Source organism: Fulvitalea axinellae (assembly GCF_036492835.1).
Taxonomy (GTDB): domain Bacteria; phylum Bacteroidota; class Bacteroidia; order Cytophagales; family Cyclobacteriaceae; genus Fulvitalea; species Fulvitalea axinellae.
This window is the reverse complement of the sequence record NZ_AP025314.1, coordinates 4247351-4273100: the sequence shown is the minus strand read 5'-3', so window position 1 is coordinate 4273100 and position 25750 is coordinate 4247351. Positions and strand designations below refer to the sequence as shown.

Sequence of the window (25750 nt, the reverse complement as noted above, 5' to 3'; positions counted from 1 at the left end):
TTGATTATGGAAAAGATGGATTTGAGCGCTATGTCCGCCGAGGAACTGCGGACGGCGCTGGCCGAGAGGGAAAAGGCCGAAAACAGGGAACGGGAGAAGCGGGAGAAAAGCTGGCGGGAGGTGAAGGACGCTTTTGTGACGAAGGCCGTGGGGACGATGCTGGAGATCAGCGGTATGATGCGGGACTTCAAGGGCGAGGCGGTAAGCAACGGCAACGCCCTGCACAAGGAGATGTACGAGGTGTTCGGCAAGAAGGAAAAGGAAGGCCTGAAGCAGTTTAGCCTTGTCACCGAAGACGGGATGATGAAGCTGGTGATCGACAGGCAGGAACGGCAGGAGCTGGACGAGACGGCGACGGTGGCGATAGAGACGATCAAGGAGGTGTTTAGGGCCAAGTTCGAGGTGCGAAACAAGACGATGTACAATATCCTTGACGGTATATTGGTGAAGAACAAGAAGGGCGACTATGACGAGCGGTTGGTGGCGAAGCTGCGGAAATTTGAGGGGGAAGTGGACGACAGGGAATTTTCGGAGGCGCTGGACCGGCTGAGCAAGAGCTATAACACGGTGGGGTCGTCCACTTATATGCGGGCGTATGTGTGGGACAAGGAGCGTGAGCGTTGGGATGACGTGCCGATGGCGTTTTCGAGATTTTAGTGACCGGTAACCCAAATATGATTTTTATGGAAAAGTGGATCAAATGCACGGTGAAAAGCGACGTCTCGGTGGGAGGAGGATTTTTGAGTTGCGAGACGCGGGAGTATTCGGTGAAGGCTTCGGACTTCGGGAAGGCGGAGGCCAAGGTGAAGGAGCTTTTGGAGCGGGACGAACAGGCGCGGGCGTTTAGCCTGGTGGCGATGGTTGAACTGCCGAAGGGTGTGAGCCCGGCGGTGGGCCATCTTACGTTTTGATTTTTAAACAATTGAAAAACAGTGGGTTTAGTGCAGTTGGTTTGCGAAAAAGCGCCCTCGGAAAGGGCGCTTTTTCGTATCTTTGTATGTGGGGTTTGGGGCTTGTGTCCGTTTTCCTTTTAGCGTTTCGAACTATGGCATACAATCGCAGAAACTTGTTGAATCGCGTTCTGGACGTTCAGAACGTGGTGTTGGCGTATCAGGACGACCATACGAACGAGTGGATATTTAAAAATAAGATTCAGCCTGTCTATCGAATTTCTAGACGGACTTTTTACACTTATCTATCCATCCCGGCCAAGCGAGAATTACGTTTAATGAATATACAATTAGGTTTATTTGATTAATCAAACATATAATGTATTTGCTTGCATTTATTATATATATAACATATATAGAGTTAGTTTTAACTTTTACAATAAATAGACATGCCTGAGAAAAGAACATTAGAAATCCATACTTTTCAGCTTTTGGATGAGGACAAAGAAGCTTTAGCTTTTTCAACTTTAAATAATGATGGTTTATTTACTCACATAAAAAATAACTTGCTTAATTATTTTGATAGCATCCCAAGAGATGAGCATAATAAACAGGTTATAAAGGTATCAAAAAAAGAAGAAGGGGCACGTAGAGAATCTGTCGTAGAGATTGATAATGACAAACGGTACTTTATGGGGAAAGTGGGTACCGGATACTATGGAAAAAGGGAAGAAGTAAACGACACAGAATCAGATTCAGATGAGCCGGCATTTACAATTGACAATAAGCATGCAGTCATTAAACCTTTCTTCTATATGATTGTCGTTCCTGCATTAAGAAATAAAGGCTTTATCCTCCTTGAACGTATCGGAAACTTTGGAATTAAGGGTATTTTTGAGAAGTGTTTTAAGAAATACGTCACAGACTCCTTTTCTGCTGTAGCCAGTATGAAATGGGAGAATTTTGTGGATGAGGAAATTGTGGAAAAATATTTGAGGGATGGGGAATTGAATTCGATTAGCTTCACCCAAAACAACATTCCTTACGATAGTACTGCCCGCCATGAGGTACGAGGTGGTTTTGAAACCAATGAATACACACTTGAGCTAAGCATAAAAGCAAAAGGCAAGGATAAAGTACTTCCTTCTTTTGTAAAAGACCGAGTGGTTCGAAATGCTATAGATTCAAATATACGTGAAAGCATTTCAGGCTTCTTTGAGGTGAGTCCGATTGAAAATCCTGGGTTTGGAGATGAAACAAAAATAAAAGTTAATTCTAGGTACAATAGCAAAGATCGGGTAGTGAACCTTTCGGACACAATGAAGTTTAGGCCTTATTATGAGGTTTTTATAGATGTTGAAAGCTCAGGGCATTCCGATTTTAATTCAATATGCGAGAAGGCGATAGAATTATTCGAATCATATGATTTGCCTCTCACTAACTAAATAATGATCATGGGCAAATCTAAAATAAACTTAGGGAATGTTTTTAAAAAGCATTGGAGTACACTCGAAGAGCAAGAAGGAAAAATAAAATGGAAAGATAAAGTGGTTTTAATATGGCTCCCCTTACTCCTCGCTATAGGTTTGAGTTATTTAACCAAGGGAGAAATTAAGGACGCTCTATCTAATATCTATGCGGTAACTTTATCAATTTTTATCGGTTTATTTTTAAACTTACTGGTTCTTATTTTATCCGTAAGTCAGAAAAAAGAACCAAAGGACAATAGAGATATGAATAATTTAGGGGCTCTTTTGAAAGAGAGCTTTTACAATACTTCGTATACATTGTTGACATCTGTTGCATCTTTAGTGCTCTTAATCATAGTTTTGTTATTACCAGACACGAAAGATTTAGCTATAACACACTATTATTCTTTACTAAAACTGTTTGTTGTAGCTTTTTTCTACTTTGTCTTCATTGGTGTATTCTCCAGCCTATTAGTGATTGTCAGAAGAGTATTTTGTTTGTTTGAAGATGAGTTAGAATCTGATGATAGTTAGCTTTCTGAAAATATTAAACCCAGGAAAACAACAACGGAGCAATAAATAATGAAAAGTACAGATTCTTGGATTTGAATACACCCAATAAAAAACGGCTCCGATTTTCGGAGCCGTTTTTTATTGGGTGATACGCTCCACTCTGGCGACGTATTCCAAAGAGACCTTGTAGAGGTCTTTTTGTTTTTGCATGTCTTCGGCCACCAGCTGGGCGCCGTGGATCATTGAGGGGTCGGTGATCAGGAGGGTGTCTTTGATTTTGTTGACTACGGCGAAGGCTTCCCTGAGTCTCTGGAGTTCGGGGGAATCGTGCCCGGAACGGCGGAGGGGCTTGAGGTGAACGGTGACGGTAAAGCGGAGTTCGCCCAGGGCGTTGCCTTGCGCGAGTTGGGTATATGGGATTTTGGAAATGGCGATTTCGGCGTAGGGGTACGTTTTGGTGATGTCGGCGCCTTGGATGTCGATACATGCCAGTTCGGGCACTTTGTCGGCGAGGTGTCCGCTGACGCTTAGGTATAGCTCTATCATTTTAGTATTCTTTTGAAGTTTCGGGTTAGTCTGGATTTTAGTTTCCTGTTGAGTATCAGCGAGGGGCCGATGAATTGGCGCTTGGGCATGGTGAATTCCGTTTTGCCGGCCTTGCCCCCTTCGTTATGGACTTTGGCGTATATTTTCGGGTTGGTGATGACTACGGCCCTGTTTTCCTTGCGGTAGTCGATGGAGCGCCCGAGGTCGCCGGTATCGCCGGTGAGGATCTTGCGGGTATTGGCGGCGCGCTTTTTCCGTTTGTTGCCTTGGCGCCGTTTGACTTCCTGCCAGGGCATGTCTTTTTCGGACTTGTCGGAAAAGGCTTCGTCCCGGAATGATTTTTTGTAGTGGGACACGGCTTCGTCCCCGATGTCGTCGAGGGCTTCGGTGTTGATGTAGTCCTGGAGGGCTTTTATGTTTTGGATGAAGTCTCGCATGTTTTTTTTGTTGGGGAGCAGAGACAGGGCGTGCCCTGTCTGTACCTGAATCCGGGCTTATTGGTTATTGTTGTTTTGGAGGTCTTTGGCCTGTTTGGTTATGGCTGGCCGGTCTTTCTTTTTGGTGTTGGTTACGTAGGGGTGTTTTTCGGAGAAGAGCGTCAGGGTTTGGCCGGGGTTGCCTTCGAGGCCTTTGTCGGGTTTGTGCTCTTTAAGGATTTTCGGGCGTTCGGTGGCTTCGGCGTCGGTGGCTTCCCAGTCGCATTTGCAATTCCAGCGGTTGCCGGGGAAATGGTTTTTCCAAAAGGCGTCGTCCATCGGCAATACGGTGTTCCAGAACGATTTGTGTACGGCTTCGGGGAAGGCGGATCTGGAGGGTGTCCAGCGGAGGTTTGTCTTTTTCCAGGCTTGGAACCCTTTCCATTGCGCCGCGGATCTGGCCCGCGATACGGCGGTGTTGTACTCGGTGCGGAGCCATTTTTTGTTGTATTTCCCGATTACGTCGGCGGTATCGCGCTTGAAGGCGGAGAAGCTTTTGAGCTTGCCGTTTTGGTCCCGGAGCAGGGCTGCGAGTTCTTTTTGCTGTTGGTGCGCCTTGAAGGCCGAGAATACGGCGTTGTTGTCGGACAGGGCCTGTTCGAAAGCTTCGTCGGCGAGGTCGTATCCGGCTTGGGCAAGGCCTTCGGAGACGGCTTCGTTGAGGCGGTCGAAGGTCAGCTTCCAAAGGGCCGGGCTGATGTTTTCGGGCGCGCCTCCTGCGTAGACGTCGGCCAGGGCGTCTTCTATTATTTGGCTTGTGTCGAAGAGTGCGGGGGTGTCGGCCAGATTGATTGGCGGGTGGCAGGTATGGCCGTACAGGGTTTCGATCTGGTCGTTCAGTTCGGTTTTTTGGAATATGTTTTTTAATGTTTGGAGGACTTCGGACAGGAAGCCGGTTTGTCGGGCGGGTGTGTCAGGCTGGAGCCTGACGGTTGGGGTGGTCACAAGGCCAGAGCCTTGCGACGGCGACGGGTTAGGGTCCAACGACGGGGCGGAGCTTTGCGACGGCGTTGTGGCATTCGGTGTTTCGGGGGCTGACAGGGTTAGTTTTCCGCTTGTGTCGTTCAGGTTTTTTTCTTCGGGTTTGGCCTTTTCGGTTTCTTTTTGGGTTTCCGGTTTTTTCTTGGGTTTGGGGCGGTTGTAGGTCTCGTACCAATAATCCTCGTCAAGGGGGGCTATCCGGTTGAATTTTATGTCGAACTCCAGCTGTTCTTTGGGCGACATTTTCACTTTGTCGTCGTATGCGAATGTTCCGCCCTCGACGGCGTATCCGAAGTTGGCCAGAACGGTTCTGAACTTCTCGTTGAGGATGCGGAGAATAAAACGCTTGTCGGCTTCGGCCACTTCCTGCTCGGACTGGGCGTGGACTTCGCCTTTGTAGTTCCCGCCTTGGGCGTCGGTGGTCATTGTATTTAGCAGGATGAGCTTGGACATTTGGTCGTCGCAGAATTGGGCCAAGTCTTTGTACAGGCCGGAGGAACCCGTTTTGGAGCCGGTGTCGTGCACGTTGAATTCGGAGTTGCGCGGGCGCACGATATAGGAGGCGGATTCCTGCTCTTTGGCGACTTGTTCCAGTTGCGCTTTTGTGCTGGGGTCGTCGTAGATGTATTCGCGGAAGGGCATTCCGAAAATCTGGGCGAAGAGGGCCCAGTCGGCCACGTCGCCTTTCTTGTAGATGACGGCGACGGCGGCTTTTGAGAGGAGGCCGAGATCTTTGGTTTTGCCTGCGGTGAGGCAGTAGTTTGAGTATGGCGGACGGGTGTAGTCTATGCCTTTGTCGTCGTAGATATATTTTACCACTTGGCCGGTCTCGGGGCGTACGTGCCGTCGGTCGATCAGTTGGTAGTTTATCTTGCCGTCGGCCACGGCGTCGAACCACAGGAGGCTGTGGCCTTGGAAACGGCTGTCGAGGATGTCTTTCAGCATATCCTCGAAGGCTTCGGTTTCGATCAGTTTTTTGATTTCGTCGTTTTCCTTGCCGTCGGCGCTGAAGAAGTGTATGGGCTGGTTCACGACTTTGTTGCGCCGTTTTTCGAGGACGGCGGTAAGGTGCAGGTCAAGGGTTATTTCCTCGTAGAGGTCGTAGAGGGAGCGCCGGATCGGGTTGGTGACGCTGGTGGCGGACTCTATGGCCCGGCGCCATTCTTTTATGCCTTTGTAGGAGCGGTCAACGTTGGAGAGGCTTAGGTCTATGATGTTGACGCTGTTCTTTTTCAGTCTGCGCTTTGTTACTTTCTTGCTCATTTTTCTGTTGGATTGTGTCAGGCTGGAGCCCGACGGTAGGTTGTGGTCACAAGGCTGGAGCCTTGCGACGGCCGGGGTGCGTTTTGGGCCGGCGGAGCCAAGGCATGCCTTGGCTGTACGGTATTCAGTATCTGTTGGAGCGGTGGCCGTATAGGATTTGGGGGTCCGGGTCCCGCTCTTTGTCGGCGAGCAGGGGGACGCCTGTCAGCAGGGTCTCGCCTTTTCGGATTTCTTTCAGCGCGGTTTTGGCGTAGTCGTATCGCTCGCGGATGATGATGGGGACTTCTTCGGCTACGCTGTAGATGTGGTATAGCGTGAGGTCGATCACAAGCCCTTTTACGATTGGGTCTCTGTCTTCGCCTGTTTGGGCCCAGAGTTCGGCGGTGTCGTATTTTTGGTTGAGGTAGCCGTCGGCTTCCCGCTCGGCCCGGCCGATGTTGGCCAGGACGAAGTTGGGATCGTCCCGGCTGACGGCGTCGATCAGTTCGGGGTACCGGTGTTGCTGTAGGTCGGTTTCGGTGATATACATATTCTTGGTATTTGGTATCTGGTATTAAGTATTGGGTAAAAAGGCTAGTACCGGGTTTGTCTCCGGTGTCCGCCGGCTGTGGGGCGGTTGTTTTTGTCGGTGGGGACGAATATCCGGTTTAGCTTGTCGAGGGCGCCTTCGTCGGCGTCGGGGGCGTCGTCGTGGGACTTGTAGCCGGGCTCTATGCCTTTGAGCTGGGCCAATCCCACTTGGTGGTCGTCGGAGCTTTGTTCGGCGGTGTTGTAGATGATCCGTCCCTGCTGGTAGTACGGCAACTGGGTGAGGATACGGTCGTACTTGCGCCCTTTGGTACGGTCGTCGCGGATCAGGGGGATGTCCCTGCCGTATTTGTCGCGGACGGTCCGGTATGACATTGACAGGGCGTCGTTCCAGAACTGGCTTTCGTAGTGGAAGCTCAGCGACACGGATTCGGGCAAGGTGGCCGAGTAAAGGAACATCCACTCGATGGCGTCGGACATTTTACATTGTCGCACGAATGACTTTACCAGATAATAATACAGCCCTTTGCGTCCCCATATGCGGACGGCGTTGGAGTCGGCGGTGTCCTTGTCGGAATATGCCACGTCCCAATAGCCCAAAATGGCGTCGTAGCTGTCGATTCGGGGGAGCTTCTCGTAGCGGAAAAGGTTGTCGGTGAAGATCTTGCCTTCGGTGTGGGGTTCTTGGTTGTATTCGGCTTGGCAGGCCAGCGTTCCGAGTTCCTCTATCTGGTCTTGCCAGTATGACTTCGGGTATTTTTGGGGCCAAGCCAAGGATTCCAGAGTGGCGGGATCGTAGGCTTTAACGTGGTGGACTTTCCATTTGGGGTGCTTCTTCTGGAGCACGGTCTGTACCATGCGCTCGGCCCAGCGGTTGTTTGACCAGAGCAGACGGCGGTATTTGCCCGTCATGGTGGGGATCAGGGAGCGCTCTATCCATTTGGCGTACTTGTCTTGCCGGGCGGGGTTGCCGTTGATTTCCTCAGTTTCCAGATCGTCCACTTCGCAGAAGTCGGGGCGCTTGTTGCCGACACGCAGCCCCCTAACCTTCTGCCCGATGCCCAGGGCTCGCCCGATCAGGCCGGAGGCGGTGATGAAATAGCCCCGTTCCCATTTTTTGCCTATGGTCTTTTGGGGCCCGAAATCCTTTATGATTTTTTCGTTGGCCTCCAGTTCGGCCCGCAAGTCGTCGAGCAGATCGGCGGCGGCGTCGAAACTGTTGGAGATCTGGAGGAAGTATTCGGTCTGGCCGTTTATATGGAGCCAGAACGGGATAAAGATGGTGCACCAGACGGATTTGGCGAAGCCCCTGGGCCACTCGGCGAAGCCCTTGAACGTGGGGTTTCGGCGGACCATTTTGGCCAGTTCTATCTGGAAGGCGCCGGACTCGCAGTCGGCGATATGGGAGAAGTAGCGCTTCACCATATAGCCGATGTCCTTTTTGGCCCTTTCGACGGCGGATTGGCGGTCTTGGGGCGATTCGAAAACGCCGTTTTTGGAGTTCTCCAGAATCCACTCTACCCGTTCGCGGTACGCTTTCAGGGCGTCCTTGTCCTTTTTGGTCGATTTCATGCGGATTCGTTTTTTTGGTCGAGGAATTCCAGAAACAGCTTGCTGACCTCTCCGGCCTTGTCGGGACGCTGTTCCACCAGCCATTCGGAGACTTCGGTGTATATCTCGACGTAGAGGTGCAACGGGCTGTCGGAGAGCTGTTCTATCTCTTTGCGCAGTACGCTTTTGGCGTCGGTGAGCGCCTTGTCGGGCACCCCGCCCCGGTCCTGTACGGCTTTGTTTACGGCCTTTAGTTGCGCGTAAGCGTCGGCCAGAAGCTGTTGGCGGGTTACGCTTTGGGCCTCTTTGAGTTGGTCCCAGGCATGTTTTTCGACCCACGTGCGGAGGGTTTTGTCCGTCACCCCCACGAACTCGGCTATTTTCTTTTTGGAGAGCTTCCCTTTTATGTAGAGGCCCTGCGCCACCTCTCTTATTTCGTCGTATTTGCCCATCGTTTTTCCCGTGAAATTGGGGGGTGACACCTATATAAAAAAGGCGTTGCGCTATGCTTGCATTGATCCGTGGAAGGCTTGCACTGTTGTTTGTCGGCGCCGGTCTTCGGGGCTAATATTAGGTCTCGATTGATGAAGAATCAGGTCTTGATTGGTAACGAAACGGAAAGCGAATGGCGCATGAGTAAAGACAAAAGACGGTTTTTGGTCTCGGACGAGAGCAAGAACGTGTACGGGCTCCGGCTAAAGAGCGACGGCGGGGATTTCGGACAGTTCCGGAAGAATCCGGTGATGCTGTACAACCATGACGAGGACCGCCCGCCCATAGGGCGCTGGACGGAGCTGAAGACCGGGGACGGCGGAAAGATAACGTCGGAGGCCGAGTTTGACGGCAAGGACGAGTTTGCCCGGAAGATCGAGGGCAAGGTGGATGACGGCTACATAAAGATGGCGAGCGTGGGCGTGATTCCGCAGGAGATTGAGGGCGAATGGGTGACCAAGTGGATACTTCGCGAGATCAGCGTGGTGCCTTTCGGAGGAAACCAAAACGCCTTTGTGCTTTATGACGACAAGGGGAACGTGATGAACCTGTCGGCTGTGACTGAGAAGTTTGATTTGAAAAACAATAAACGACAAATGAGCGACGAGAAAACGAACACTTTGAAAGTGACGCTTGTGGCCGGACTGGAGCTGAGCGACGGCGCCAGTGACGGGGAAGTGATCAAATCGGTGTTGAAGCTTAACGCCGAGAACGTGAAGATGAAGGCGGAGCTGGAAACGCTGAAGGCCGAAAAAGCCGAGGCTAAAAAAGCCCTGGAGCTTAAGGACCGCGAGGCTTTGGTGGACAAGGCGATAGCGGATAAGAAAATTACGGCGGGCTCGAAAGAGACTTATATGAAGCTGTCGGACGCCGACTTGAAGAACATCTTCGAGGCAATGCCCGCCGTGGTGAACCTTGCCGATGTGCCCCAAGGCGGTGGCGACGGGAATCCGGGAGCGCCCGAGGGGGCCAAGGATATGGGCTTCGCGGAGCTTAGCAAGAGGCATCCGGATTATCTGGAAAACTTGAAGCTGAACGACTCGGCCCGCTTCAAGGCACTGTACAAGGCCGAGTACGGAGTTGAACCAAAAGACCTGTAAGAGATGGGGCTACAAGTAGAAATTTGGCAAAAGGACATTGAGGAGGCGGTCTTTAAGGACAATCAGTTCCTCCAGTTTGTGAAAGACGAGTCGGAGTACGTGTTGGAAGGCGTCGTGGTGCATATACCGCAGAGTGGCGGAGCCGGTAATACGGAAAAGAACAGAGGTTCGCTACCGGCGACAATCAGGCGCAGGTCGGATACGGATGTCACGTATGCGCTGGAAGAGTACACCACCGACCCCACTTTGATCACCAACGCTGATAAGGTGGAGCTGAGTTACGACAAACGTGATTCGGCAATAGGCGAAGACAAGCAGTCGCTGAAGGAGACCGTGGCGGAAGACTTCCTGTACAAGTGGGCGAAGGATCTGCCGGGGTCAAGTATCATCGAGACCAGCAGGGAAGCCTCCGAGGCTACCGCCGATTCGGCCACGGGGCAACGCAAGGCCTGCGCCCGAACCGACCTGAAAAGGGCGAAAGTTTTGCTGAACAAGCAAAACGTATCCAAGGAAAACCGTTTTGCTATCCTTCCCTCGGAAATGGAATCTCAGTTGTTTCCCGACGACCAGGTATCGGCCATACTTCAGCGTGACCTTACGGAGGGAGAACGCCGTATGGGAGCGGTGGCGAAGCTTCACGGCTTTGTGATTCTGGAACGAAGCTCCGTATTGACCTACGCCTCGGACGGAACCTTGAAGGCTCCGGGATCGGCGGGCGCCACGGGCGATTGCGAAGGCGCGTTGTGCTGGCAGAAGGACGCCTTGGCGAAAGCTATGGGTACGGTAAAATTCTTTGAGGAGCAGAACAAGCCGGAATATTACGGCGACGTGTATTCGACTTTGGTACGCGCCGGCGGACGCCGTAGACGCAAGGACAACAAGGGCGTGGTGGTGATCCGCCAGGCTACCGCATAAGCGTAGGCTATGGAGACGCAAGTGTGGGTGTTGGGCGGGGTCGCCGGTTTTTTGGTGGCGGTCCTGCTGTTGCTGTTCCGGGTGTTCCTTCAGAATATGGGAAGCCTGAAGACGCTGATAAACGAGATCCGGATGGAGCTGGTGAAGCAGAACGAACAGCTGAAGACGCTCTTTAACAAGGCTATCGACCAGAAGGAAAAGGTGGACAGGCTGGAGGAGCGTGTGGCGGAGGTGGAACGTGAAATTTACTCTAAACGGGAATAACCCATGAAGAAGAATATTAGCGAAAACGTGAGCTACCGGGAGGCCGTGAAGTCGGAAACGGCGATCAGGCACGCGATAGTGAACGAGCCTACGGAGAAGGCGCTGGCGAATATGCGCCGTTTGGCCGAGGAGGTGTTCGAACCGCTCAGGAAACGGGCCGGCGGTCCGGTGGCGGTGACGAGCTTTTTCCGCAGTCCGGCGCTTAACCGCCGTATCGGCGGGTCGCCGACGAGCCAGCACTGCTTTGGGCAGGCTATGGACGTGGACGGGCATGTGTACGGCGGTATCTCGAACAGGGAGATTTTCCACTTTATCCTGAACCACTGCGAGTTTGACCAATTGATTTGGGAATTCGGCGACGATATTGAGCCCGCCTGGGTGCATGTGTCGCTTCGGGAGAAGGGCAACCGCAAGCAGGCGCTTCGGGCCGTGAAGGTGGCCGGGAAAACGCAATATTGGGCTTTGGACAAGGCTTGATATGGGGCTTTTCGGCAAAAAGAACCTGGACGCACAGAAGATGTTCGACACCGTGACGTCGGGCATCGACAAGATGTTTTATACAAACGAAGAACGGGCCGAGGCGGATATGGAAAGGGTGCGGGCGCATACGGAGTATGTGAAGGGCACGCTGGAGGAAAACGGTACACGGAGCGTGACACGGCGCTATCTGGCCGTGATGATTATGGCGGTGTTTCTGGGTTTGGTGGTGGGGGCCGTAGCGGCCTACCCTTTCGACCGGGAATACGCCAAGTTCATCTTCGAGGTGGCGACAAGCATTTTCACCTTGGCGATGATGGTGGCGGCCTTTTTCTTCGGGTCGCATATGATCAGGAACGTAATGGACAAAAGGAAACGGAATGGAAGAAAGGCATAAGGAATATTTTGACGCGCACCCGGACGTGAAGCGCTTCCACTTTACTACGGACGGGATGGCTTTCGCGAAGCCCAACGACGCCAGGAACCACCAGTTGACGCTGACGGGCAAGCCGGGCGAAGTGGAGACGGTGGACAGGCCCGACCCTGCGGCGGACGGGCTGGAAGCGGAACGGATCGAGGCGCTGGAAAGGGATATAGCTTGGGGAAAAGAGAAGCTTCTGGAGGATCTGGACGAGGACACCCGCGCGGAGCGCGAGGCGAGCCTGAAGAAGGACGAAGAGGAACTGGCTAAACTGAAAGGCGAATGAAACCGGACGTAACATTTACGCTTGGGAACGGGGCCCTCGGGGGCTCCGACCCTTCGGGCGACGGCGTGGCCGGGCTGGTGCTTTCGGGTACGGCCACGGACCATATCGGTCTAAACGAGGCCAAGGCGGTACATAGCCTGGCGGAGGCCGAGGCCCTGGGCCTGACGGGCTTGGCGCTGGCGGAGGTCCGGGAATTTTACGGACAGGCCGGTGACGGCCAGGAGCTTTGGCTGTTGCTGGTGAGCGGGGAGACAAGTTTGGAGGACATTTGCGACGTGACCAAGGACTTGGCCAAAAAGCTGTTGCAGGCGTCGAACGGGCGGGTGCGGATCTGGGGCGTGAACCCCGAGAGGGCCGAGAGCTATACGCCGACGATAACGGAAGGGCTGGACCCGGACGTGTACGCGGCGATGGCCAATGCGCAGGCGCTTTGCGAGGACTTGTCGGGCAGGCATATGCCGACCCGGTGCATCCTTCCGGGCAGGGCTTGGGACGGCGACGTGAGCAAGCTGAAAGACCTGAAGACGGCGAGCGACAACCGGGTGCAGATAACGATGCACGGCGCCAAAGACAGCGCCGAAGCCAAAGTGGGGTTTCTGCTGGGGCTTTACTCCAAGATAGCCGTACAGCGGAATATAGGGCGCGTGGCTTCGGGCGACCTTGGCGTGGACGAGGCTTACCTTACCGACGGGGCGACCACGGCTGAGGCTTTTGTGCCCAAGGCGGACACGTTGCACGACAAGGGTTACGTGTTTCCGCTGGTGCGGGTGGGCAAGGCCGGGTACTTCTACAACGACGACCCCGCGGCCACTTCGAATACGGACGATTACGCCAGCTTCGCCAGAGGCAGGGTGATAGACAAGGTGCAGAGAATCGCCTACGGGGTCTACCTGGACTTTGTGAACGACGACTACGCCGTGGACCGCGGGGGCAGGATTTCGCCGGGCGAGCTGAAGCGCTTGCAGGGCAAAATCGACGACGCGGTGAACCAGGCTATGACCGCGAACGGCGAGATAAGCGCTTTCGGCAGTTATGTGGACGCCGGACAGGACACGCTGGGCACGGGCAAAACGGAGGTCCGTTTGTCGGTGTTGCCCAGGTCTTACCACAAGAACATAGAGGTTAATTTGGGATTCGCTAAAAGCCTGGAATAATGGAGACATTCAATACCAAGACGGCGCAATACAGCTGGTACGAGCTGTCGGTGATCATGGACGGCAGGCCGATAGCGGAACTGACGGATATCGAGTACAAGACGAGCAAGGAACTGGAGCACGTGTACGGTGCGGGAAGGAATCCGCTGTTTATCGGCGAGGGAAACAAGACGCACGAGGGAAGCATGGAAATGCTTCAGTCGGGCTATGAGGCGATGGTGGCCGAAGCCAAGAAACGGGGCGATGATGACGTGACCGATCTGGAAGTGGACATTATCGTGAGTTACGTGCCGAAGGGCCAGACGGCCGGGGGCTTGGCGGCCAAGACTACTGTGGACCGGCTGGTGGGCGTGAAGTTCGCGGAATCGGGAAAAAAGTTCGGCCAGGGCAACACCCATATGAAGGTGTCGATACCTTTCAAGTGCTTGCGGATCGAGCATCGCGTGTAAATGCGGATTTGGCCTCGGCTACGGGGCCCTATCCCTTTTTTAACAAGTATTTAAACACTGTTTAAACGGTATTCGGATGGCTGACAAAACGGGAAACAAAGATGCGGAAGCGCAAGAATTCAAAGTGCCGAAAGCTTGCGAGGCGGACGTGAGGGCGTGGAAAGAGAAGTACGGCAAGGTTAAGTATTTGGACGTGGACGGCAAGGCGGTGTTTTTCCGAATGCCTACGCGTCAGGAAATGGCGGCGGCCGAGAATCTGGCGGAAGACGAGAACGGCCGGATGGACAGCTACAAAAAAGCGGAGAAGCTTTTTGTGGACTGTTTTCTGGGCGGCGAGTTGACGCTGGAGCAGGTTCTGGACGACGTAGAGGTGTATATGGCCGTGACGGAATACTGCCTTTTTAGACTGGTGGAAAGAAAAAACGTGAGCTGGGGAAGCTGTTAGGGAAGGCTAAGGAGCGGGTTCGCGAGGACTCGCTCCTTTATGTCAACACGCTTCTCCAATACCACAATATCAGCGCCGATCCGGACAGCCTTTCGGACGGCGAATGGGCGATGAAATACGCCATACTGGAGGATATAAGGAACAAGGAAAAAGAAAGGACGGCGGGTGAGCTCTCAGGGTTATTCTTACAAAATAGACGTTGACACCAACGGCAACGCCGTATTGCCAAGCCTGGTGAATAACGCCGAGCGGGCGGACGCGTCGCTGAACCGCTTTACCAAGGACGCCAACGGCAGACTGCGGGACGCCAACGGGCGCTTTGTGACGCTCGGCCGGTCGGCGGAGGGCGTAAGGCGCAAGGTGGGCGGTCTGGGCCCGGCATCGATAAGGGGGCTGGGTACGCTGGAAAGACGGGCGAAAGCCGGCACCGGCGCTATGGCCGGACTGCGGAGTACGGTGGCCGGGCTCGGGCTTACGCTGAGCACCGGCGCCTTGGCCACCGGCCTTGTGGGCACGGGGGCGGGATTCGAGAAGAGCATGAGCAACGTGCAGGCCCTTTCGAACGCTACCCGGACCGAGATGGTGGGCCTGAAAGCTGCGGCGCGGGAAGCCGGGGACACTACGGTGTTCAGCGCCCGGCAAAGCGCCGACGGTATGGGGTATCTGGCCTTGGCGGGCTTTAAGGCCGACCAGCAGATACAGGCCTTGCCGGCCACCCTGAATTTGGCGGCGGCGGGCGGTATGGAGCTGGCGAGGTCGGCGGATATCGCCACCAATGTCTTGAGCCAGTACCGCATGAAAGCCTCGCAGACGGGCGTGGTGGTGGACCAACTGGCCTTTACCCAAAGCCGGTTCAATACCAATATTGAGGAGGCTTCGGACGCCATGAACTACTGGGGCCCCACGGCCAAGGCTATGGGGATCGGGCTGGCGGAGAGTAACGCCACGATTGGCCTGTTGGCCAACAACGGCCTTAAGGGATCGTTGGGGACCAGGGCTTTGGGGACGTCGATGGTGAGGCTGACCAAGCCGACGAAGGCCATGCGGGCCGTAATGGACGAACTGAACCTGAGCTTTTTCAACGGCGAGGGCCGGTTTATAGGCATGTCGGGCATGATCGGGATGCTGAACGAGCGCATGGCCGGCCTGAACGACAAGCAGAGGCAGGCGGCGCTTTCGACGGTGTTCGGGTCGGAGGCGATACAGGAGATGAATATCCTGTTGGCCGAGGGGTCTGAAAAAATACGCTACTGGACCGGGGAGCTGGAGAACGCCGAAGGCACGGCCAAGCGTATGGCGGATACGAAGCTGGACAATCTGGCCGGTGACTTCCAGATGCTGAAAAGCGCCACGCAGGAAGCGAGCCTGAAGATTTACGATCAGCTGGGGCCTTCGTTGCGGTCGGCCACTAAGGACGCTACCGGGTTTGTTAGGGCGATGGACACTAAACAGGTCGGACTTTATATGACCTCTTTGGTGACAACGGGAAAGAAAGTGGCCGGCTTCCTGTTTAAGTACCGCAAAACCATAATAGGCTTGGGCAAGGCTGTGGTGGTATTGAAGACAGCCACCTTGGTTTATTCGGGGGTGGTTCGTGCCCAAGCCGGACTGATAGCGACGGCCAAGACTCTCAAATACGCCTATATAGTGGCGACACGCGGAGCGACGGTGGCTACCAGGGCCATGAATACGGCCATGATGGCCAGCCCTTGGGGGCTGTTGTTCGCCGGATTAGCGGCGGGAATTACGGCGATGGCCCTGTTTAGCGACAAGACGGAGAAAGCCTCCAAGGCCCAAGCCGGGTTGAATAACCGCATGCGGGAATCAAAAGACGCCGGTAAAGAGCGTTTGGATACATTCGAGGCTACGGGTTTGGATGTTCGCAAATCCTCGATGGCTGGTCTTACGGATGCTCAGGTAAGGTCCATTCAAAGCCGGGCAAAGGCCAGAATCTCAACTATCAGGGATCAGAAGCTTGATCAAAAACTTTTACATGAGAATGAGGTCGAAGCCCGAAACGCAAGACGGGCGGAGCTGGACCGGTTAATAGCTAAGAAAACCGCAGATATGAAAATTGTCTTTAAGGGCTCGGGAAACAATCCTTTTGACGCGTCATACAAGCGTTTGGAAGCCCAAAGAGACACGCTTCTCGAAAAGCGGGAAGCATTGCAAGCCACCGGATTACAAAGCATCGATAAATTCGCCAAAGGGTCGCAAGGCTTGGAAAAGGCTCTAAAGGAAAACCAAAAGCTTGTGGCTTGGGCGACAAAGCGCCTGCCGAAAACGGAAGACAGCCCGCTGGGTAAGCCTTTGCCGATTATGGGAGGCAAAGACGACAAGAAGATGAGCGAAAACATTATTTCCGGCGGAGCCTCCCAGCGGATTATAAACATTCAGGTGGACAAGTTTCAGGACGCTATCAACTTTCACGTGAAGGAAGCGGTGGGCGATCTGGCGGACAAGGCCGAGGATATGGAAGAGCTAATGAACGAGGCCTTGGCCAGGACACTGAACACGGCAAACCAAGCGGCGCATGGCGGAATTTGACCTTAACGGACTTTACGAAGAGGTGGCCGGCTACAGGGGCTACCCTTTCCCTGTGGACCTGGACAAGTTGCCGAAGGCCGTTCTGGACCAGCAGAGGAACCGCTACCGCTTGCTTACGGGGCAGGCTGTGGACGGTCAGACGGTCATAGCGCCGGTAACGCTTGGCGACGTGGCGCTGGGGCATGTGGAAGAGGGCAAGACGACGGTGGGGCTGCAGCCTATGGTGGTGTTGGAAGGCAAGAAGCGGATAGTGAAAAGCGTGATAGCGGGCGGTCTGTATGACGGTACGGTGAAGGAGTTTATCAACTTCGACGACTATAAGATACGGGTGTTCGGGGTGTTGGCAAACAGGAAAACGCAAGGGGCCTACCCCGTGGACGAGGCGGATCTGCTGAAGGGGCTTTGGCTGCGGAACGAGTCGCTGTTTTTTTCGAACGTGGCTACGGACGGGCTGTTTGAGAACGTGGTGATCACGGACATAAAGCTTAAGGAGCTGAACAAGGCGCCGGGTATGCAACTGTACGAGATCAAGGCGATCAGCGACTCTACGCTGGACGCCGAAAGACTGAAAGGCAATGCTAAGACCTGAAATGGAGATAGAGATCGGCGATTTGCTCTTTAAAGGGTGCGTATCCTTCGAGGTGACCAGGGACGTGGACCGGCTGTCGGTGACGGGGCTGGTTACGCTTCCGCTGAAGGCGGTGCTGAAGGGCGAGGGCGAAGTGACCGTAAGCCGGGAAGTGAGGCCGGGCGACGCGGTGACGGTCCGGGCCGGGTACAGGGGCCACGGGATCAGGGAGGTGTTCAGGGGATTCGCCGTGAACGTGGACCCGAGCGACCGGGTGCGGATACGCCTGGAGGACCAGACCTATCTATTGCGCAAAAAGGCCGTGGTGTTCGACAAGCGGGACTACGGCAAGAGCTTGGCCCAGATCTGCGCCAAGCTGGTGGAAGGCACGGGCCTGAAGGTATCGGACAGGACGGCCAAGGTGAAGATCGACAAGATGAACTACAGCGGAAACTCGGCGGGGGCTTTGGCGAGGATAAAGGAGACGCTGAACCTTAGCTGTTACTTTGACAACGGGGAACTGTACGTGGGTGGCGCCCAGCTGAATCCGAAGGGTTCGGCCAAGTGTATTTACGGGGTGAACATTATAAAAAACAGCCTGAAATACGAGTACGCCGAGACGAATCCCGTGATGGTGGAAGTGGTGGGCAAGATGGCCGACGGCGAGGAGATAAAGGTAACGAAGGGCATGGAGGGCGGATCGAAGATGACCTTTATTAAATACAATGTGACGGACAAGAAACTGCTGGAGCGGATGGCGACCGAGATACTGGAGAGATACAGCTTTGACGGGTTCAGGGGTAGCTTGACGCTGAAGTTTTTGCCTTGGTGCGAGCCGGGCGGATCGGTGGACTATTCGAACGCCAGCTACGGCGACGGAACGGCGGGGCGGTATTTCGTCCGGTCGGTGAAGTACGCTTTTTCGGGGTCTTCGGGCCTTACGCAGACGGTGAGGCTCGGGCCTAAACTTACGGGGATATGAGGGACGCTTTGCGGGAGCTGGAGGTGTTTTTCGGCAATATGCTTTCGTCGGCCTTCGTGGGCAAGGTGAAGGAGACGGACAAGGCCGAGAGCCAAGCCGTGATTACGGTGGAGCGTGACGGGATGCAATATGACGTGAAGCTGAAAAGTATAATAGACAAAGCTGGAAGTCATATGGTTGCGATTCCCAAAAAGGAAAGCTTCGTGTTTTGCGTAAGCGAGGGGAACAGCAAGGAGCGGTATCTGGCGGTGGCCCTTAACGAGGTGGAGAAGGTGATTTACAAGGGCGAAAATATCGCCTTTAGGCTGGACGATCCGGCCAAGACGGTGGCGCTGGAGGTGGGCGACGTGTCGGTGAAGATGGACGGAAAGAAGGTGGTGTTCAACGACCAGGCTAATGACAGTTACCTGACGAATATCAATAGCCTGGTGAAGAGGATAAACGCCTTGGAGGAGGATCTGAACACGGTTAAGAACGCGTTTAAAACGTGGACCCCCGCTCCTTTTGACGGTGGCGGGGCGCTAAAGGCGATAACGGCCCAGTGGTTCGTTGAGGCTTTCGTAAAGACTACGGTGGAAGATTTGAAGGACGATAAAGTACAACACTGATATGGCGCTGGACAAGAACAAGCTGGAGGCGAACATCGCCGAGCGGATAAAGGGCGTGGACCTTACGGACAAGGGCGCCACGGCTTCGCTGGTGAGGATATTGGCCGAGGAGATAGCCGAGTATGTACGGCCTTTGGAGGAAGCCTATAACGGGCATACGCACGGTGGCGTGATCGTGGCGGTTACGGGCGGATCGGGCGCTCCCGCGGTGGGGACGCCCGGAAACTCCGGAGGTACAACAAGCAAAGTATGAGAGACTATCTGATGGACGACAATATGGATTTGGCCGTGGAAGACGGCGATTTCCTGCGGGGTGAGGCCGGCGACAGGAACGAGCTGGCGCACCTGGTGACGGCGCCGGGCGAATGGAAGGAATATCCGGAGCTTGGGGCGGATCTGGGCCGAAGGATAAACGACGAGACGGGCGGTAACCTGTACCGGTCGGTGTCGGAGAGCATGGGCCGTGACGGGTTCCGGGTGAAGGCTGTGGAGATTTCGGAAAATAAACTTCGGGTGGATGCGGAAGATCAGGACGCTTAGCGGGCAGACGCTGGCCGACGTGGCGGTGCGGGAATCGGGAAGCCTGGAGGCTTTGTTCGATTTGGCCGGCGACAACGGGCTTTCGGTTACGGACGCTTTGGGCGACGGGCTGGAGCTGGAGACGGACCGGGAGGCGATCAGGCCGGAGACGGCGGGGTTTTTCGGACGGAACGGGATTTTCCCGGCTACGGGACGGGAAGCCGTGGACGACGGCGGTACGGTGGATCCGCCACCGGGTCCGCAGGGTATCGGGTATTGGGTTATTGGCTCGACATTCAAGGTGACAAAAAAGAAGACATGAGAAGATCAAGAAACGCTATAAAGAGCTTCTTCGAAACGGGGGACACGCCGTCGCGGGAAGATTTCGCCGACTTTATCGATTCGGTGTTTTTTCACAACGAAGACACGCTTACGGCCAGTAAGATCAGTGACCTGTCGGAGGCGCTGACGCCTTACGCGCTCAAGGACGAGATCCGGCTGAAGCCGGGGCTTAGTTTCGCCGTGGCGGATCTTTCGGCCAGGGACGCCATCCCCTCGTATCTGCGGGCTTGGGATCAGGAGATCAGGGTGGTGTCGGAGGGAAAGAGCTTCAGGCTCACGGAGGGGAAGGCGTCCGGGGATCTGGCGGATAACGGGAATTGGAGCGCCTTGCCCGCGGAGTTTACCGATACGCAGGTGAGCAGGCTTTTGGCCGGCGTGTACATTAACGCCACGGCCTCGATAAGCCGGAACAGGGCGGTGATCGAGAAAGGCCTTACGGCGGACACGAATATAAACGTGTCCTGGAACGTGTCGGCGGGCGACGACAATATTACGGAGGTTACGGTGGCGGGCATCGACGGGACGCCGGGTAACAGCGGGAACCGTACGGTAGGGCTCCGGGACAGCTGGACCTTTACGCTCCGGGCGAAACGGACGGCTTCGGACGGCACGCCTAAGGGCGATCTGGTGAAGAGTGCCGGGGTGTCGGCGGTGGTGCCCGTTTTTTATGGGGTTAGCGCCGAGAGCACCTACCCTGAAGCGGACCCTTACGGCACCGGGTTTACGAAACTTGTTCAGACCGGGCGAACCGTTCCACGGCAGAGCTTTTCGCCGAACAACCAATACGTTTGGTTTATTTCCACACGGTCCGGAATGACCGTATACGACGAGAACAACCTCGCCCAAAGCGGATTCACAGAGACCGAGATCGATTTGCGACTGCCTGACGGAACGACCGAAAAGGCTTACGCTTATGTTTCCAAGACGCCGAAGACCGTGACCGGATTCGGCTATGATTTAAGGCTATGAGATTTACGGAAGGAATCGAGATGAAAGAGGCCGAGCCTCTTGACAAAAACCGGGACAGCGTAGCGACGTTTGACGATCTGCTTACGCTGGAGTACGCCTGTTTGGGGATTGAGGTGAAGGTGAAGGATCAAGCGTATAAAAAATACGTGTGGTTTCGGGGGGCGCAGGATCAGGCGGAGAATTGGAAGGTGGCTTCGGGGGAAGAGGAATTCCATTACCCGATCGAGTTTATCGCCACCAACCTGAACGCCAATATTTTGGCAGAGACGGATTTTGAGGTATTGGGAACCTCCGAATCCGATAATGTCACCGATGTGCGGGTATACCTGGACGACGCGCTGAAAACCTCTTTTCCTTTCGATGTGGCGAAGGGCAAGGTTGTCCGTGTCGGGGTCACCACAACAGAACCAGACGGAATTTCACTTGTAAACCTGAAATGTAAACGAAAATGACAAGCGAAGAAATACAAAAATACATAGCCGAACACCCGGCCACCAAAACGGAGAAATGCCCGGTAAGCGGACGCTGGGAGCGCCGGGAATGGGACTTGGAAGACGGGCGGAAGATCGTAGAGGAAAACACGTACGGCTATCCGCCGGAGCACGGGGACGCTTATCTGGGCAAGAAAACAAAATACACGGCGGTATGAGAAAGTGGACAAAGAAGATAACGGATTACGGCACGTCCGGGTATTACGTTTCGGCCCGTTACGGGCGGGACTTGCCCGAAGATCCCGCTTATCATCCGGTTGACAATCCCGATCCCACGGCTTACGGCGGGCCGGCGAATCCGCTTAAGAGCTTTGAGAAGTTTTACCAGTCTTCTCTAAACTCCAGTGTATGCATGCTGGATTCTGCCTGGATAAATCTTTCTTCCGACTATAGTTACCGTACGATTGTCGGTGACGGCTATGTGATCGTAAAAACAAGCGGATATATTTTAGCGTCCAAATTCCATAATATTTGGGCAATAAATTGCAGATCCAATCACGGCAACAACGGCAACTATTTCTACGGTTGTTTTTGCCTTAACGTAAGCTCGAAAGACATTTATGATTCCGTTATCATCAAATCGACTTTGGTCAGCACGTCCAGCCAAAATCACCTGATAATGAGGAACGTGACGGCCGTCGATTGCTACATCGCCGATCGGTCGGCGGATGTGCGGGACTGTATCTTTGTCGATCTGAGAGAGACGTCTTATATGTACTCGGACGTTTACGCCCATGACTATTCGCTTTTTGTAAACACGAAGCTAAACCGCAACGGTGAGCTGAAAAGTCTGGCGGAGCTGAAAGCGGGCGGAGAGTGGCTCAAATCGTTTGATGAGAATGATATTGGAGCGACAACCGCTTTCGATATTTTCAACAACCCGATAGACGTTACGGAATCAAATTTCATGTTCGCGGACTTTTCGTTACGGCCCGAAGTTTCGGAAAAGGTGAGATACGGAGGCGATACGGGCGGATATCTGGGGGCGTACGACGTAGCCGTAAGGCTAACGGCGGAAAGCTTGTGGAACGACTACAAATCGACCAGCCAGAATTTGGTTTTGGAATCGGGATTTTTCATCACGCTAGATAACAGCCAAGAGGGCGTTTTCCACTCGACGGCCATTCCGCTCGGGCATGCGCTTACGGTGGACGGAATCGATTTCGCTTCCGAAACGGCGTGGAGCGCCGAAGGCTGGGCCAACGCCCGGATGGACGACACCCCGTACGAAACCGCGGACCCCGCCACGGAACAGCGGAGCGCTTTCGTGTTCGAAGCCGATTTCTTTTCCAACGGAGCGTGGACCGGCTGGAAGAAGATGGAGCCCGGCGTAGGCTTCGTAGACTCGAACGGGAAGGGAAACATGGACACGGGATATGACCCGGACACCGCCCAGCTGATCCCGAACGTAACGCAGATCAAGATCGGGTTCACGCTCCGCAAGGAGGTGACGGCGTGAGTTCGGCCAAAACACAATCGGTAAGCGTCCGGGGGAAGTCGGCCCCGTCCGAACGGCTCCGCGAAACCCGGACCGGGGCCGTGTCGGTCCGGGGCGTGACCGTTCCGGACTTGGACCGCGTACGGAACAAACCGTACTTTTTAGCGCTCAGCGTCCGGCAACACCGACCGAAGCCGGAAGTTAGAATAGGGGCGATTATACCTATGTAATATGGCAAGAAGTATAACACAGATACAACAATCCATCCTAACCGCCAAGGAAGCGGAGCCCGGACTGGCCACTCTGGACAGCCCCAAGAAAGTGGCCGAGTGGCGCCTGTGGGCTTACGTGGTGGCCGTGGCTATCTGGGCGCTGGAGAAGCTCATGGACGCTCACCGGGCCGAGGTGGCGGAGATCGCCGAGCGGTTCCGTCCGCATAACATCCGCTGGTACAGGGAACAATGCCTGGGTTTTCTGGACGGGCTGGATCTTGTCTGGGACGGCGAGCGCTACGCCCAGGCGGTTTCGGAAGGCGAAGAATACCGCAAGCCCACGGAGGAAGAGACGGAAGACTTGGCCGTGATCAGACGTTGCGCCGTGGTCGAAGGCGAAGAGGTGCTGGTGATCAAGGTGGCGACCGAGGAAAACGGAACGGTACAGCCTCTTAGCCAGGAGCAATACACCCGCTTCAGCGCATACATGAACAAGGTAAAAGACGCGGGCAACAGGCTGGATATAGTAAACAATCCGCCGGACGATCTGCGTATGAGAATCTGGATAAGATACAACCCGTTGGTGATGTCGCCGGACGGCTCTTTGGTAACCGATCCGAGGGCCTTTCCCGTAAACGAGGCGGTTACCACTTACCTGGCCAACTTGGACTTTAACGGCGATTTCGTCAATACCGACCTGCTCGACCGTATCCAGAAAGCCGAAGGCGTAAGCGATGTAACGGCGGTACGGATGGAGGCCCGATACGGCGGTTTGGACTGGTTCGAATTCAAGAGCCTTTACAGTCCCTTCGCCGGTTATCTGGCCATAGCCGGGGAGTGGAAAGCGGAACCTTATACAGTGTTGGACAATGCGGGCAGGGAGCTGGCGATTAAGGCGTTAGCCGACAGGTCCGAAAATTCGGGAGCGGTAATAGCCTATGAGCCGGATATTTAATATCGATTACAAAAAGCTGGTCACGTGGATGGTTCCCGTGGCCTTCCGCAAGCCAAAGCGTCTGGCGTGGTTGCTTAGCCTTACGGCTCCGGTAGTCGAGCTGTATACGGCCTACTGCGTCACGGAGAACAGGGAGAGCAAAATCCCGGACCTGTGGAGCTTCCGGGACAAGACGCTCTACGATCTCCGGCACAACAGTACGGTCGTGTATATGGAGAAACTGCTTAACGACCGCTTCAACCTCGGCGCCGGGCCTACCGATCCGCTGATCAGGATCGCGGACGGAAGCTCTCCCCTTCGGGTGTTCTCTTATTTGAACGTAGAGAACAACCCGATCTATACGGACGGCCCGACATACACGCACCTGAAGGAGGAATACGCGGCGGATTACGCCGATTTCATAATACAGGTGCCCAGTACGGTAAACTACGACGTGGCGGTGATGAAATCGCTGGTCAACAAATTCAAATTGGCGGGAAAGAAATACAAAATAGTAACGGTATGAAAAGACTGGAACTGGAGGGCAAGTTGAAGGGCTTTCCCCTTGAGAGTACGACACTGCTCTACATGCAACAGGCCTATGTCTCGGCTTTTCGGGCGCTGTGTGGAACCGTGGGCCTCACGGGCCCTACAAAAGCCCTTATCCTTACGGGGATGGAAAACTTGGCCACCGCGTCGGTGGGCGAACAGGTAAACGAGGGCTGGGTCGCTTGGCAGGGCGAAACAATCCACTTTCGGGCATCGACCAAGAACGCCGGAGGAAAGGTGGAGCTCGTCGAGGAGGTGGACCCGGCCATAGGTCCGAGCCGGTACAAGGACAAAAGCCTGAAAGACGTTTATATGTCCCGCTATCTCAGGTTCTCCGAAGCCGGACAGCCTTTTCAGTTTGTAAGGCCCGATACGCTCGAAGCTCTTACAGCGAAGATGGCGACGGCTTTTGAGCAGATTGGAGGTAAGGAGCCTGCATTCGATAAAAACAGCGCATTTAACCTCAATAAGAGCGATAGCGACACTTCCGGCTCGTCGGACACGTTGGCGACCAGTTCAGCCGTTAAGAAGGCCAAGGACCGGGCGGACAGCGCCTATTCTCTGGCCGAAGGCAAGGAGCCGAAGATCACCAAGAAAAGCGGGTTTAACAAGGACAAAAGCGACAGCGACACTTCCAGCTCGTCGGATACGCTGGCCACCAGTTCAGCCGTTAAGAAGGCCAAGGACCGGGCGGACAGCGCTTATTCTCTGGCCGAAGGCAAGGAGCCGAAGATTACCAAGAAAACGGGGTTTAATAAGGATAAGAGCGACAGCGACACTTCCGGCTCGTCGGATACGTTGGCCACCAGTTCAGCCGTTAAGAAGGCCAAAGACCGGGCGGATAGCGCTTATGATCTGGCTAATGGTAAGGAGCCCAAGTTCACTAAGAAAACGGGATTTAATCTGGACAGGAGTGATTTGGTCAGCTCTGACAACGGTAATGTGTTGGCCACTTCCAAGGCTGTAAAGGTGGCGTATGACCAAGCTGTCAACGCTCTTAACAAGGCTGGAGAAGCGAAAACCCAAGCGGACAAAATCCCGAATTGGGCCACTGACCGGGAAGATTTCCTTAAGGTTATTTGTGCCGGGAATGTTTCCTCGGCGGGTACAAGGAAGGATTATTGGGGTAAAGACCGAGTCGGTGGGTTTCCATTCACAAGCGCTAAAATAGCCGACTCCAAATACCGGATCACCCATAATTTCGGGGAGCAGTATTATGGCGTTATCGGCGGAATCAGGGATACGGCCTCAGGCGGAGTCGCTTTGGAAGAGAAAAACCCTAACGACTTTGTGGTTAGGACCTACAAACTCAACAGTAACGCCGATATGGTAGACCACAATTTCACATTCATAATGTATGACCTGAATTGA

Annotated in this window: 33 protein-coding genes; 27 read left to right on the top strand and 6 right to left on the bottom strand. The window is 54.4% G+C overall.

Annotated features, from left to right (window positions below; genetic code table 11):
* Nucleotides 1-6: 6 nt before the first annotated feature.
* From AABK39_RS16380 to AABK39_RS16365, 4 genes are all read left to right on the top strand, one after another.
* Nucleotides 7-657: a DUF3164 family protein gene (locus AABK39_RS16380; protein WP_338392413.1), complete on the top strand. Its 651-nt coding sequence runs from the start codon at nt 7-9 to the stop codon at nt 655-657.
* Between the two features lie 26 nt (nt 658-683).
* On the top strand, nt 684-911 hold the full coding sequence (locus tag AABK39_RS16375) for a hypothetical protein (RefSeq protein WP_338392412.1): 228 nt from the start codon (nt 684-686) through the stop codon (nt 909-911).
* A gap of 428 nt (nt 912-1339) precedes the next feature.
* Entirely contained in the window at nt 1340-2335 is a 996-nt protein-coding gene (locus AABK39_RS16370) for a hypothetical protein (protein WP_338392411.1), read from the top strand.
* A 9-nt stretch (nt 2336-2344) separates the two neighbouring features.
* Nucleotides 2345-2893 carry a hypothetical protein gene (locus tag AABK39_RS16365; protein ID WP_338392410.1) on the top strand — a complete coding sequence of 183 codons (549 nt, stop codon included), beginning with the start codon at nt 2345-2347 and terminating at the stop codon, nt 2891-2893.
* Nucleotides 2894-3010: 117 nt separating this feature from the next.
* Here AABK39_RS16365 and AABK39_RS16360 read toward each other — a convergent pair whose 3' ends face one another.
* The 6 genes from AABK39_RS16360 to AABK39_RS16335 form a co-directional block, all read right to left on the bottom strand.
* A complete protein-coding gene (locus AABK39_RS16360) occupies nt 3011-3418 on the bottom strand; it encodes a hypothetical protein (protein WP_338392409.1) in 408 nt (135 codons plus the stop codon).
* Nucleotides 3415-3855: a phage virion morphogenesis protein gene (locus AABK39_RS16355; protein ID WP_338392408.1), complete on the bottom strand. Its 441-nt coding sequence runs from the start codon at nt 3853-3855 to the stop codon at nt 3415-3417. Before AABK39_RS16355 ends, AABK39_RS16360 begins: the two co-directional genes overlap by 4 nt.
* A gap of 57 nt (nt 3856-3912) precedes the next feature.
* Nucleotides 3913-6138, bottom strand: coding sequence for a phage portal protein family protein (locus tag AABK39_RS16350; protein ID WP_338392407.1), 2226 nt, complete (start codon nt 6136-6138; stop codon nt 3913-3915).
* 124 nt (nt 6139-6262) lie between these two features.
* Entirely contained in the window at nt 6263-6667 is a 405-nt protein-coding gene (locus tag AABK39_RS16345) for a phage protein Gp36 family protein (protein ID WP_338392406.1), read from the bottom strand.
* Between the two features lie 44 nt (nt 6668-6711).
* A complete protein-coding gene (locus AABK39_RS16340) occupies nt 6712-8238 on the bottom strand; it encodes a hypothetical protein (protein ID WP_338392405.1) in 1527 nt (508 codons plus the stop codon).
* On the bottom strand, nt 8235-8669 hold the full coding sequence (locus tag AABK39_RS16335; RefSeq protein WP_338392404.1) for a terminase gpP N-terminus-related DNA-binding protein: 435 nt from the start codon (nt 8667-8669) through the stop codon (nt 8235-8237). The genes AABK39_RS16340 and AABK39_RS16335 overlap by 4 nt, the downstream gene beginning before the upstream one ends.
* A gap of 132 nt (nt 8670-8801) precedes the next feature.
* On the opposite strand from AABK39_RS16335, the gene AABK39_RS16330 reads away from it, so the two are divergent.
* The 23 genes from AABK39_RS16330 to AABK39_RS16220 all read left to right on the top strand — a co-directional run bounded on the left by AABK39_RS16330 (nt 8802) and on the right by AABK39_RS16220 (nt 25750).
* Nucleotides 8802-9809, top strand: coding sequence for an HK97 family phage prohead protease (locus tag AABK39_RS16330; protein ID WP_338392403.1), 1008 nt, complete (start codon nt 8802-8804; stop codon nt 9807-9809).
* A 3-nt stretch (nt 9810-9812) separates the two neighbouring features.
* Nucleotides 9813-10724, top strand: coding sequence for a hypothetical protein (locus AABK39_RS16325; protein WP_338392402.1), 912 nt, complete (start codon nt 9813-9815; stop codon nt 10722-10724).
* A gap of 9 nt (nt 10725-10733) precedes the next feature.
* Nucleotides 10734-10988: a hypothetical protein gene (locus AABK39_RS16320; RefSeq protein WP_338392401.1), complete on the top strand. Its 255-nt coding sequence runs from the start codon at nt 10734-10736 to the stop codon at nt 10986-10988.
* 3 nt (nt 10989-10991) lie between these two features.
* Nucleotides 10992-11465, top strand: coding sequence for a D-Ala-D-Ala carboxypeptidase family metallohydrolase (locus AABK39_RS16315; protein WP_338392400.1), 474 nt, complete (start codon nt 10992-10994; stop codon nt 11463-11465).
* A 1-nt stretch (nt 11466) separates the two neighbouring features.
* Complete coding sequence (locus AABK39_RS16310; RefSeq protein ID WP_338392399.1) at nt 11467-11862, top strand: hypothetical protein; 396 nt, start codon at nt 11467-11469, stop codon at nt 11860-11862.
* The gene (locus tag AABK39_RS16305; protein ID WP_338392398.1) at nt 11846-12172 is read left to right on the top strand and encodes a hypothetical protein; all 327 of its coding nucleotides are present in this window, start codon (nt 11846-11848) and stop codon (nt 12170-12172) included. The genes AABK39_RS16310 and AABK39_RS16305 overlap by 17 nt, the downstream gene beginning before the upstream one ends.
* On the top strand, nt 12169-13326 hold the full coding sequence (locus AABK39_RS16300) for a DUF2586 family protein (RefSeq protein ID WP_338392397.1): 1158 nt from the start codon (nt 12169-12171) through the stop codon (nt 13324-13326). The genes AABK39_RS16305 and AABK39_RS16300 overlap by 4 nt, the downstream gene beginning before the upstream one ends.
* Nucleotides 13326-13775 carry a hypothetical protein gene (locus AABK39_RS16295; protein ID WP_338392396.1) on the top strand — a complete coding sequence of 150 codons (450 nt, stop codon included), beginning with the start codon at nt 13326-13328 and terminating at the stop codon, nt 13773-13775. The genes AABK39_RS16300 and AABK39_RS16295 overlap by 1 nt, the downstream gene beginning before the upstream one ends.
* Before the next feature lie 76 nt (nt 13776-13851).
* Nucleotides 13852-14220 (top strand): hypothetical protein, encoded by a 369-nt coding sequence (locus tag AABK39_RS16290; protein WP_338392395.1) that lies wholly within the window; start codon nt 13852-13854, stop codon nt 14218-14220.
* Between the two features lie 165 nt (nt 14221-14385).
* Nucleotides 14386-16767, top strand: a complete 2382-nt coding sequence (locus AABK39_RS16285) for a phage tail tape measure protein (RefSeq protein WP_338392394.1) — start codon at nt 14386-14388, stop codon at nt 16765-16767.
* A complete protein-coding gene (locus AABK39_RS16280; protein ID WP_338392393.1) occupies nt 16754-17356 on the top strand; it encodes a DUF6046 domain-containing protein in 603 nt (200 codons plus the stop codon). Before AABK39_RS16285 ends, AABK39_RS16280 begins: the two co-directional genes overlap by 14 nt.
* Entirely contained in the window at nt 17343-18317 is a 975-nt protein-coding gene (locus tag AABK39_RS16275) for a hypothetical protein (protein WP_338392392.1), read from the top strand. Before AABK39_RS16280 ends, AABK39_RS16275 begins: the two co-directional genes overlap by 14 nt.
* Nucleotides 18314-18925 (top strand): hypothetical protein, encoded by a 612-nt coding sequence (locus AABK39_RS16270; protein WP_338392391.1) that lies wholly within the window; start codon nt 18314-18316, stop codon nt 18923-18925. The genes AABK39_RS16275 and AABK39_RS16270 overlap by 4 nt, the downstream gene beginning before the upstream one ends.
* Nucleotide 18926: 1 nt before the next feature.
* A complete protein-coding gene (locus AABK39_RS16265) occupies nt 18927-19178 on the top strand; it encodes a hypothetical protein (protein ID WP_338392390.1) in 252 nt (83 codons plus the stop codon).
* Nucleotides 19175-19465 (top strand): hypothetical protein, encoded by a 291-nt coding sequence (locus AABK39_RS16260; protein ID WP_338392389.1) that lies wholly within the window; start codon nt 19175-19177, stop codon nt 19463-19465. Before AABK39_RS16265 ends, AABK39_RS16260 begins: the two co-directional genes overlap by 4 nt.
* Nucleotides 19443-19766 (top strand): hypothetical protein, encoded by a 324-nt coding sequence (locus AABK39_RS16255; RefSeq protein ID WP_338392388.1) that lies wholly within the window; start codon nt 19443-19445, stop codon nt 19764-19766. Before AABK39_RS16260 ends, AABK39_RS16255 begins: the two co-directional genes overlap by 23 nt.
* Nucleotides 19763-20755 (top strand): hypothetical protein, encoded by a 993-nt coding sequence (locus AABK39_RS16250; RefSeq protein ID WP_338392387.1) that lies wholly within the window; start codon nt 19763-19765, stop codon nt 20753-20755. The genes AABK39_RS16255 and AABK39_RS16250 overlap by 4 nt, the downstream gene beginning before the upstream one ends.
* The gene (locus tag AABK39_RS16245; RefSeq protein WP_338392386.1) at nt 20752-21207 is read left to right on the top strand and encodes a hypothetical protein; all 456 of its coding nucleotides are present in this window, start codon (nt 20752-20754) and stop codon (nt 21205-21207) included. The genes AABK39_RS16250 and AABK39_RS16245 overlap by 4 nt, the downstream gene beginning before the upstream one ends.
* Entirely contained in the window at nt 21204-21404 is a 201-nt protein-coding gene (locus AABK39_RS16240; protein ID WP_338392385.1) for a hypothetical protein, read from the top strand. Before AABK39_RS16245 ends, AABK39_RS16240 begins: the two co-directional genes overlap by 4 nt.
* Nucleotides 21401-22705, top strand: a complete 1305-nt coding sequence (locus AABK39_RS16235) for a hypothetical protein (RefSeq protein ID WP_338392384.1) — start codon at nt 21401-21403, stop codon at nt 22703-22705. Before AABK39_RS16240 ends, AABK39_RS16235 begins: the two co-directional genes overlap by 4 nt.
* Nucleotides 22706-22915: 210 nt before the next feature.
* The gene (locus AABK39_RS16230) at nt 22916-23851 is read left to right on the top strand and encodes a hypothetical protein (protein WP_338392383.1); all 936 of its coding nucleotides are present in this window, start codon (nt 22916-22918) and stop codon (nt 23849-23851) included.
* Nucleotides 23835-24356, top strand: a complete 522-nt coding sequence (locus tag AABK39_RS16225) for a hypothetical protein (RefSeq protein WP_338392382.1) — start codon at nt 23835-23837, stop codon at nt 24354-24356. The genes AABK39_RS16230 and AABK39_RS16225 overlap by 17 nt, the downstream gene beginning before the upstream one ends.
* Nucleotides 24353-25750, top strand: a complete 1398-nt coding sequence (locus AABK39_RS16220) for a tail fiber protein (protein ID WP_338392381.1) — start codon at nt 24353-24355, stop codon at nt 25748-25750. Before AABK39_RS16225 ends, AABK39_RS16220 begins: the two co-directional genes overlap by 4 nt.

Bases quoted from the DNA above. Each gene is read 5' to 3' on its own strand.
- AABK39_RS16380 (WP_338392413.1), top strand. From the start codon at position 7: ATGGAAAAGATGGATTTGAGCGCTATGTCCGCCGAGGAACTGCGGACG.
- AABK39_RS16375 (WP_338392412.1), top strand. From the start codon at position 684: ATGGAAAAGTGGATCAAATGCACGGTGAAAAGCGACGTCTCGGTGGGA.
- AABK39_RS16370 (WP_338392411.1), top strand. From the start codon at position 1,340: ATGCCTGAGAAAAGAACATTAGAAATCCATACTTTTCAGCTTTTGGAT.
- AABK39_RS16365 (WP_338392410.1), top strand. From the start codon at position 2,345: ATGGGCAAATCTAAAATAAACTTAGGGAATGTTTTTAAAAAGCATTGG.
- AABK39_RS16360 (WP_338392409.1), bottom strand. From the start codon at position 3,418: ATGATAGAGCTATACCTAAGCGTCAGCGGACACCTCGCCGACAAAGTG.
- AABK39_RS16355 (WP_338392408.1), bottom strand. From the start codon at position 3,855: ATGCGAGACTTCATCCAAAACATAAAAGCCCTCCAGGACTACATCAAC.
- AABK39_RS16350 (WP_338392407.1), bottom strand. From the start codon at position 6,138: ATGAGCAAGAAAGTAACAAAGCGCAGACTGAAAAAGAACAGCGTCAAC.
- AABK39_RS16345 (WP_338392406.1), bottom strand. From the start codon at position 6,667: ATGTATATCACCGAAACCGACCTACAGCAACACCGGTACCCCGAACTG.
- AABK39_RS16340 (WP_338392405.1), bottom strand. From the start codon at position 8,238: ATGAAATCGACCAAAAAGGACAAGGACGCCCTGAAAGCGTACCGCGAA.
- AABK39_RS16335 (WP_338392404.1), bottom strand. From the start codon at position 8,669: ATGGGCAAATACGACGAAATAAGAGAGGTGGCGCAGGGCCTCTACATA.
- AABK39_RS16330 (WP_338392403.1), top strand. From the start codon at position 8,802: ATGAAGAATCAGGTCTTGATTGGTAACGAAACGGAAAGCGAATGGCGC.
- AABK39_RS16325 (WP_338392402.1), top strand. From the start codon at position 9,813: ATGGGGCTACAAGTAGAAATTTGGCAAAAGGACATTGAGGAGGCGGTC.
- AABK39_RS16320 (WP_338392401.1), top strand. From the start codon at position 10,734: ATGGAGACGCAAGTGTGGGTGTTGGGCGGGGTCGCCGGTTTTTTGGTG.
- AABK39_RS16315 (WP_338392400.1), top strand. From the start codon at position 10,992: ATGAAGAAGAATATTAGCGAAAACGTGAGCTACCGGGAGGCCGTGAAG.
- AABK39_RS16310 (WP_338392399.1), top strand. From the start codon at position 11,467: ATGGGGCTTTTCGGCAAAAAGAACCTGGACGCACAGAAGATGTTCGAC.
- AABK39_RS16305 (WP_338392398.1), top strand. From the start codon at position 11,846: ATGGAAGAAAGGCATAAGGAATATTTTGACGCGCACCCGGACGTGAAG.
- AABK39_RS16300 (WP_338392397.1), top strand. From the start codon at position 12,169: ATGAAACCGGACGTAACATTTACGCTTGGGAACGGGGCCCTCGGGGGC.
- AABK39_RS16295 (WP_338392396.1), top strand. From the start codon at position 13,326: ATGGAGACATTCAATACCAAGACGGCGCAATACAGCTGGTACGAGCTG.
- AABK39_RS16290 (WP_338392395.1), top strand. From the start codon at position 13,852: ATGGCTGACAAAACGGGAAACAAAGATGCGGAAGCGCAAGAATTCAAA.
- AABK39_RS16280 (WP_338392393.1), top strand. From the start codon at position 16,754: ATGGCGGAATTTGACCTTAACGGACTTTACGAAGAGGTGGCCGGCTAC.
- AABK39_RS16275 (WP_338392392.1), top strand. From the start codon at position 17,343: ATGCTAAGACCTGAAATGGAGATAGAGATCGGCGATTTGCTCTTTAAA.
- AABK39_RS16270 (WP_338392391.1), top strand. From the start codon at position 18,314: ATGAGGGACGCTTTGCGGGAGCTGGAGGTGTTTTTCGGCAATATGCTT.
- AABK39_RS16265 (WP_338392390.1), top strand. From the start codon at position 18,927: ATGGCGCTGGACAAGAACAAGCTGGAGGCGAACATCGCCGAGCGGATA.
- AABK39_RS16260 (WP_338392389.1), top strand. From the start codon at position 19,175: ATGAGAGACTATCTGATGGACGACAATATGGATTTGGCCGTGGAAGAC.
- AABK39_RS16255 (WP_338392388.1), top strand. From the start codon at position 19,443: ATGCGGAAGATCAGGACGCTTAGCGGGCAGACGCTGGCCGACGTGGCG.
- AABK39_RS16250 (WP_338392387.1), top strand. From the start codon at position 19,763: ATGAGAAGATCAAGAAACGCTATAAAGAGCTTCTTCGAAACGGGGGAC.
- AABK39_RS16245 (WP_338392386.1), top strand. From the start codon at position 20,752: ATGAGATTTACGGAAGGAATCGAGATGAAAGAGGCCGAGCCTCTTGAC.
- AABK39_RS16240 (WP_338392385.1), top strand. From the start codon at position 21,204: ATGACAAGCGAAGAAATACAAAAATACATAGCCGAACACCCGGCCACC.
- AABK39_RS16235 (WP_338392384.1), top strand. From the start codon at position 21,401: ATGAGAAAGTGGACAAAGAAGATAACGGATTACGGCACGTCCGGGTAT.
- AABK39_RS16230 (WP_338392383.1), top strand. From the start codon at position 22,916: ATGGCAAGAAGTATAACACAGATACAACAATCCATCCTAACCGCCAAG.
- AABK39_RS16225 (WP_338392382.1), top strand. From the start codon at position 23,835: ATGAGCCGGATATTTAATATCGATTACAAAAAGCTGGTCACGTGGATG.
- AABK39_RS16220 (WP_338392381.1), top strand. From the start codon at position 24,353: ATGAAAAGACTGGAACTGGAGGGCAAGTTGAAGGGCTTTCCCCTTGAG.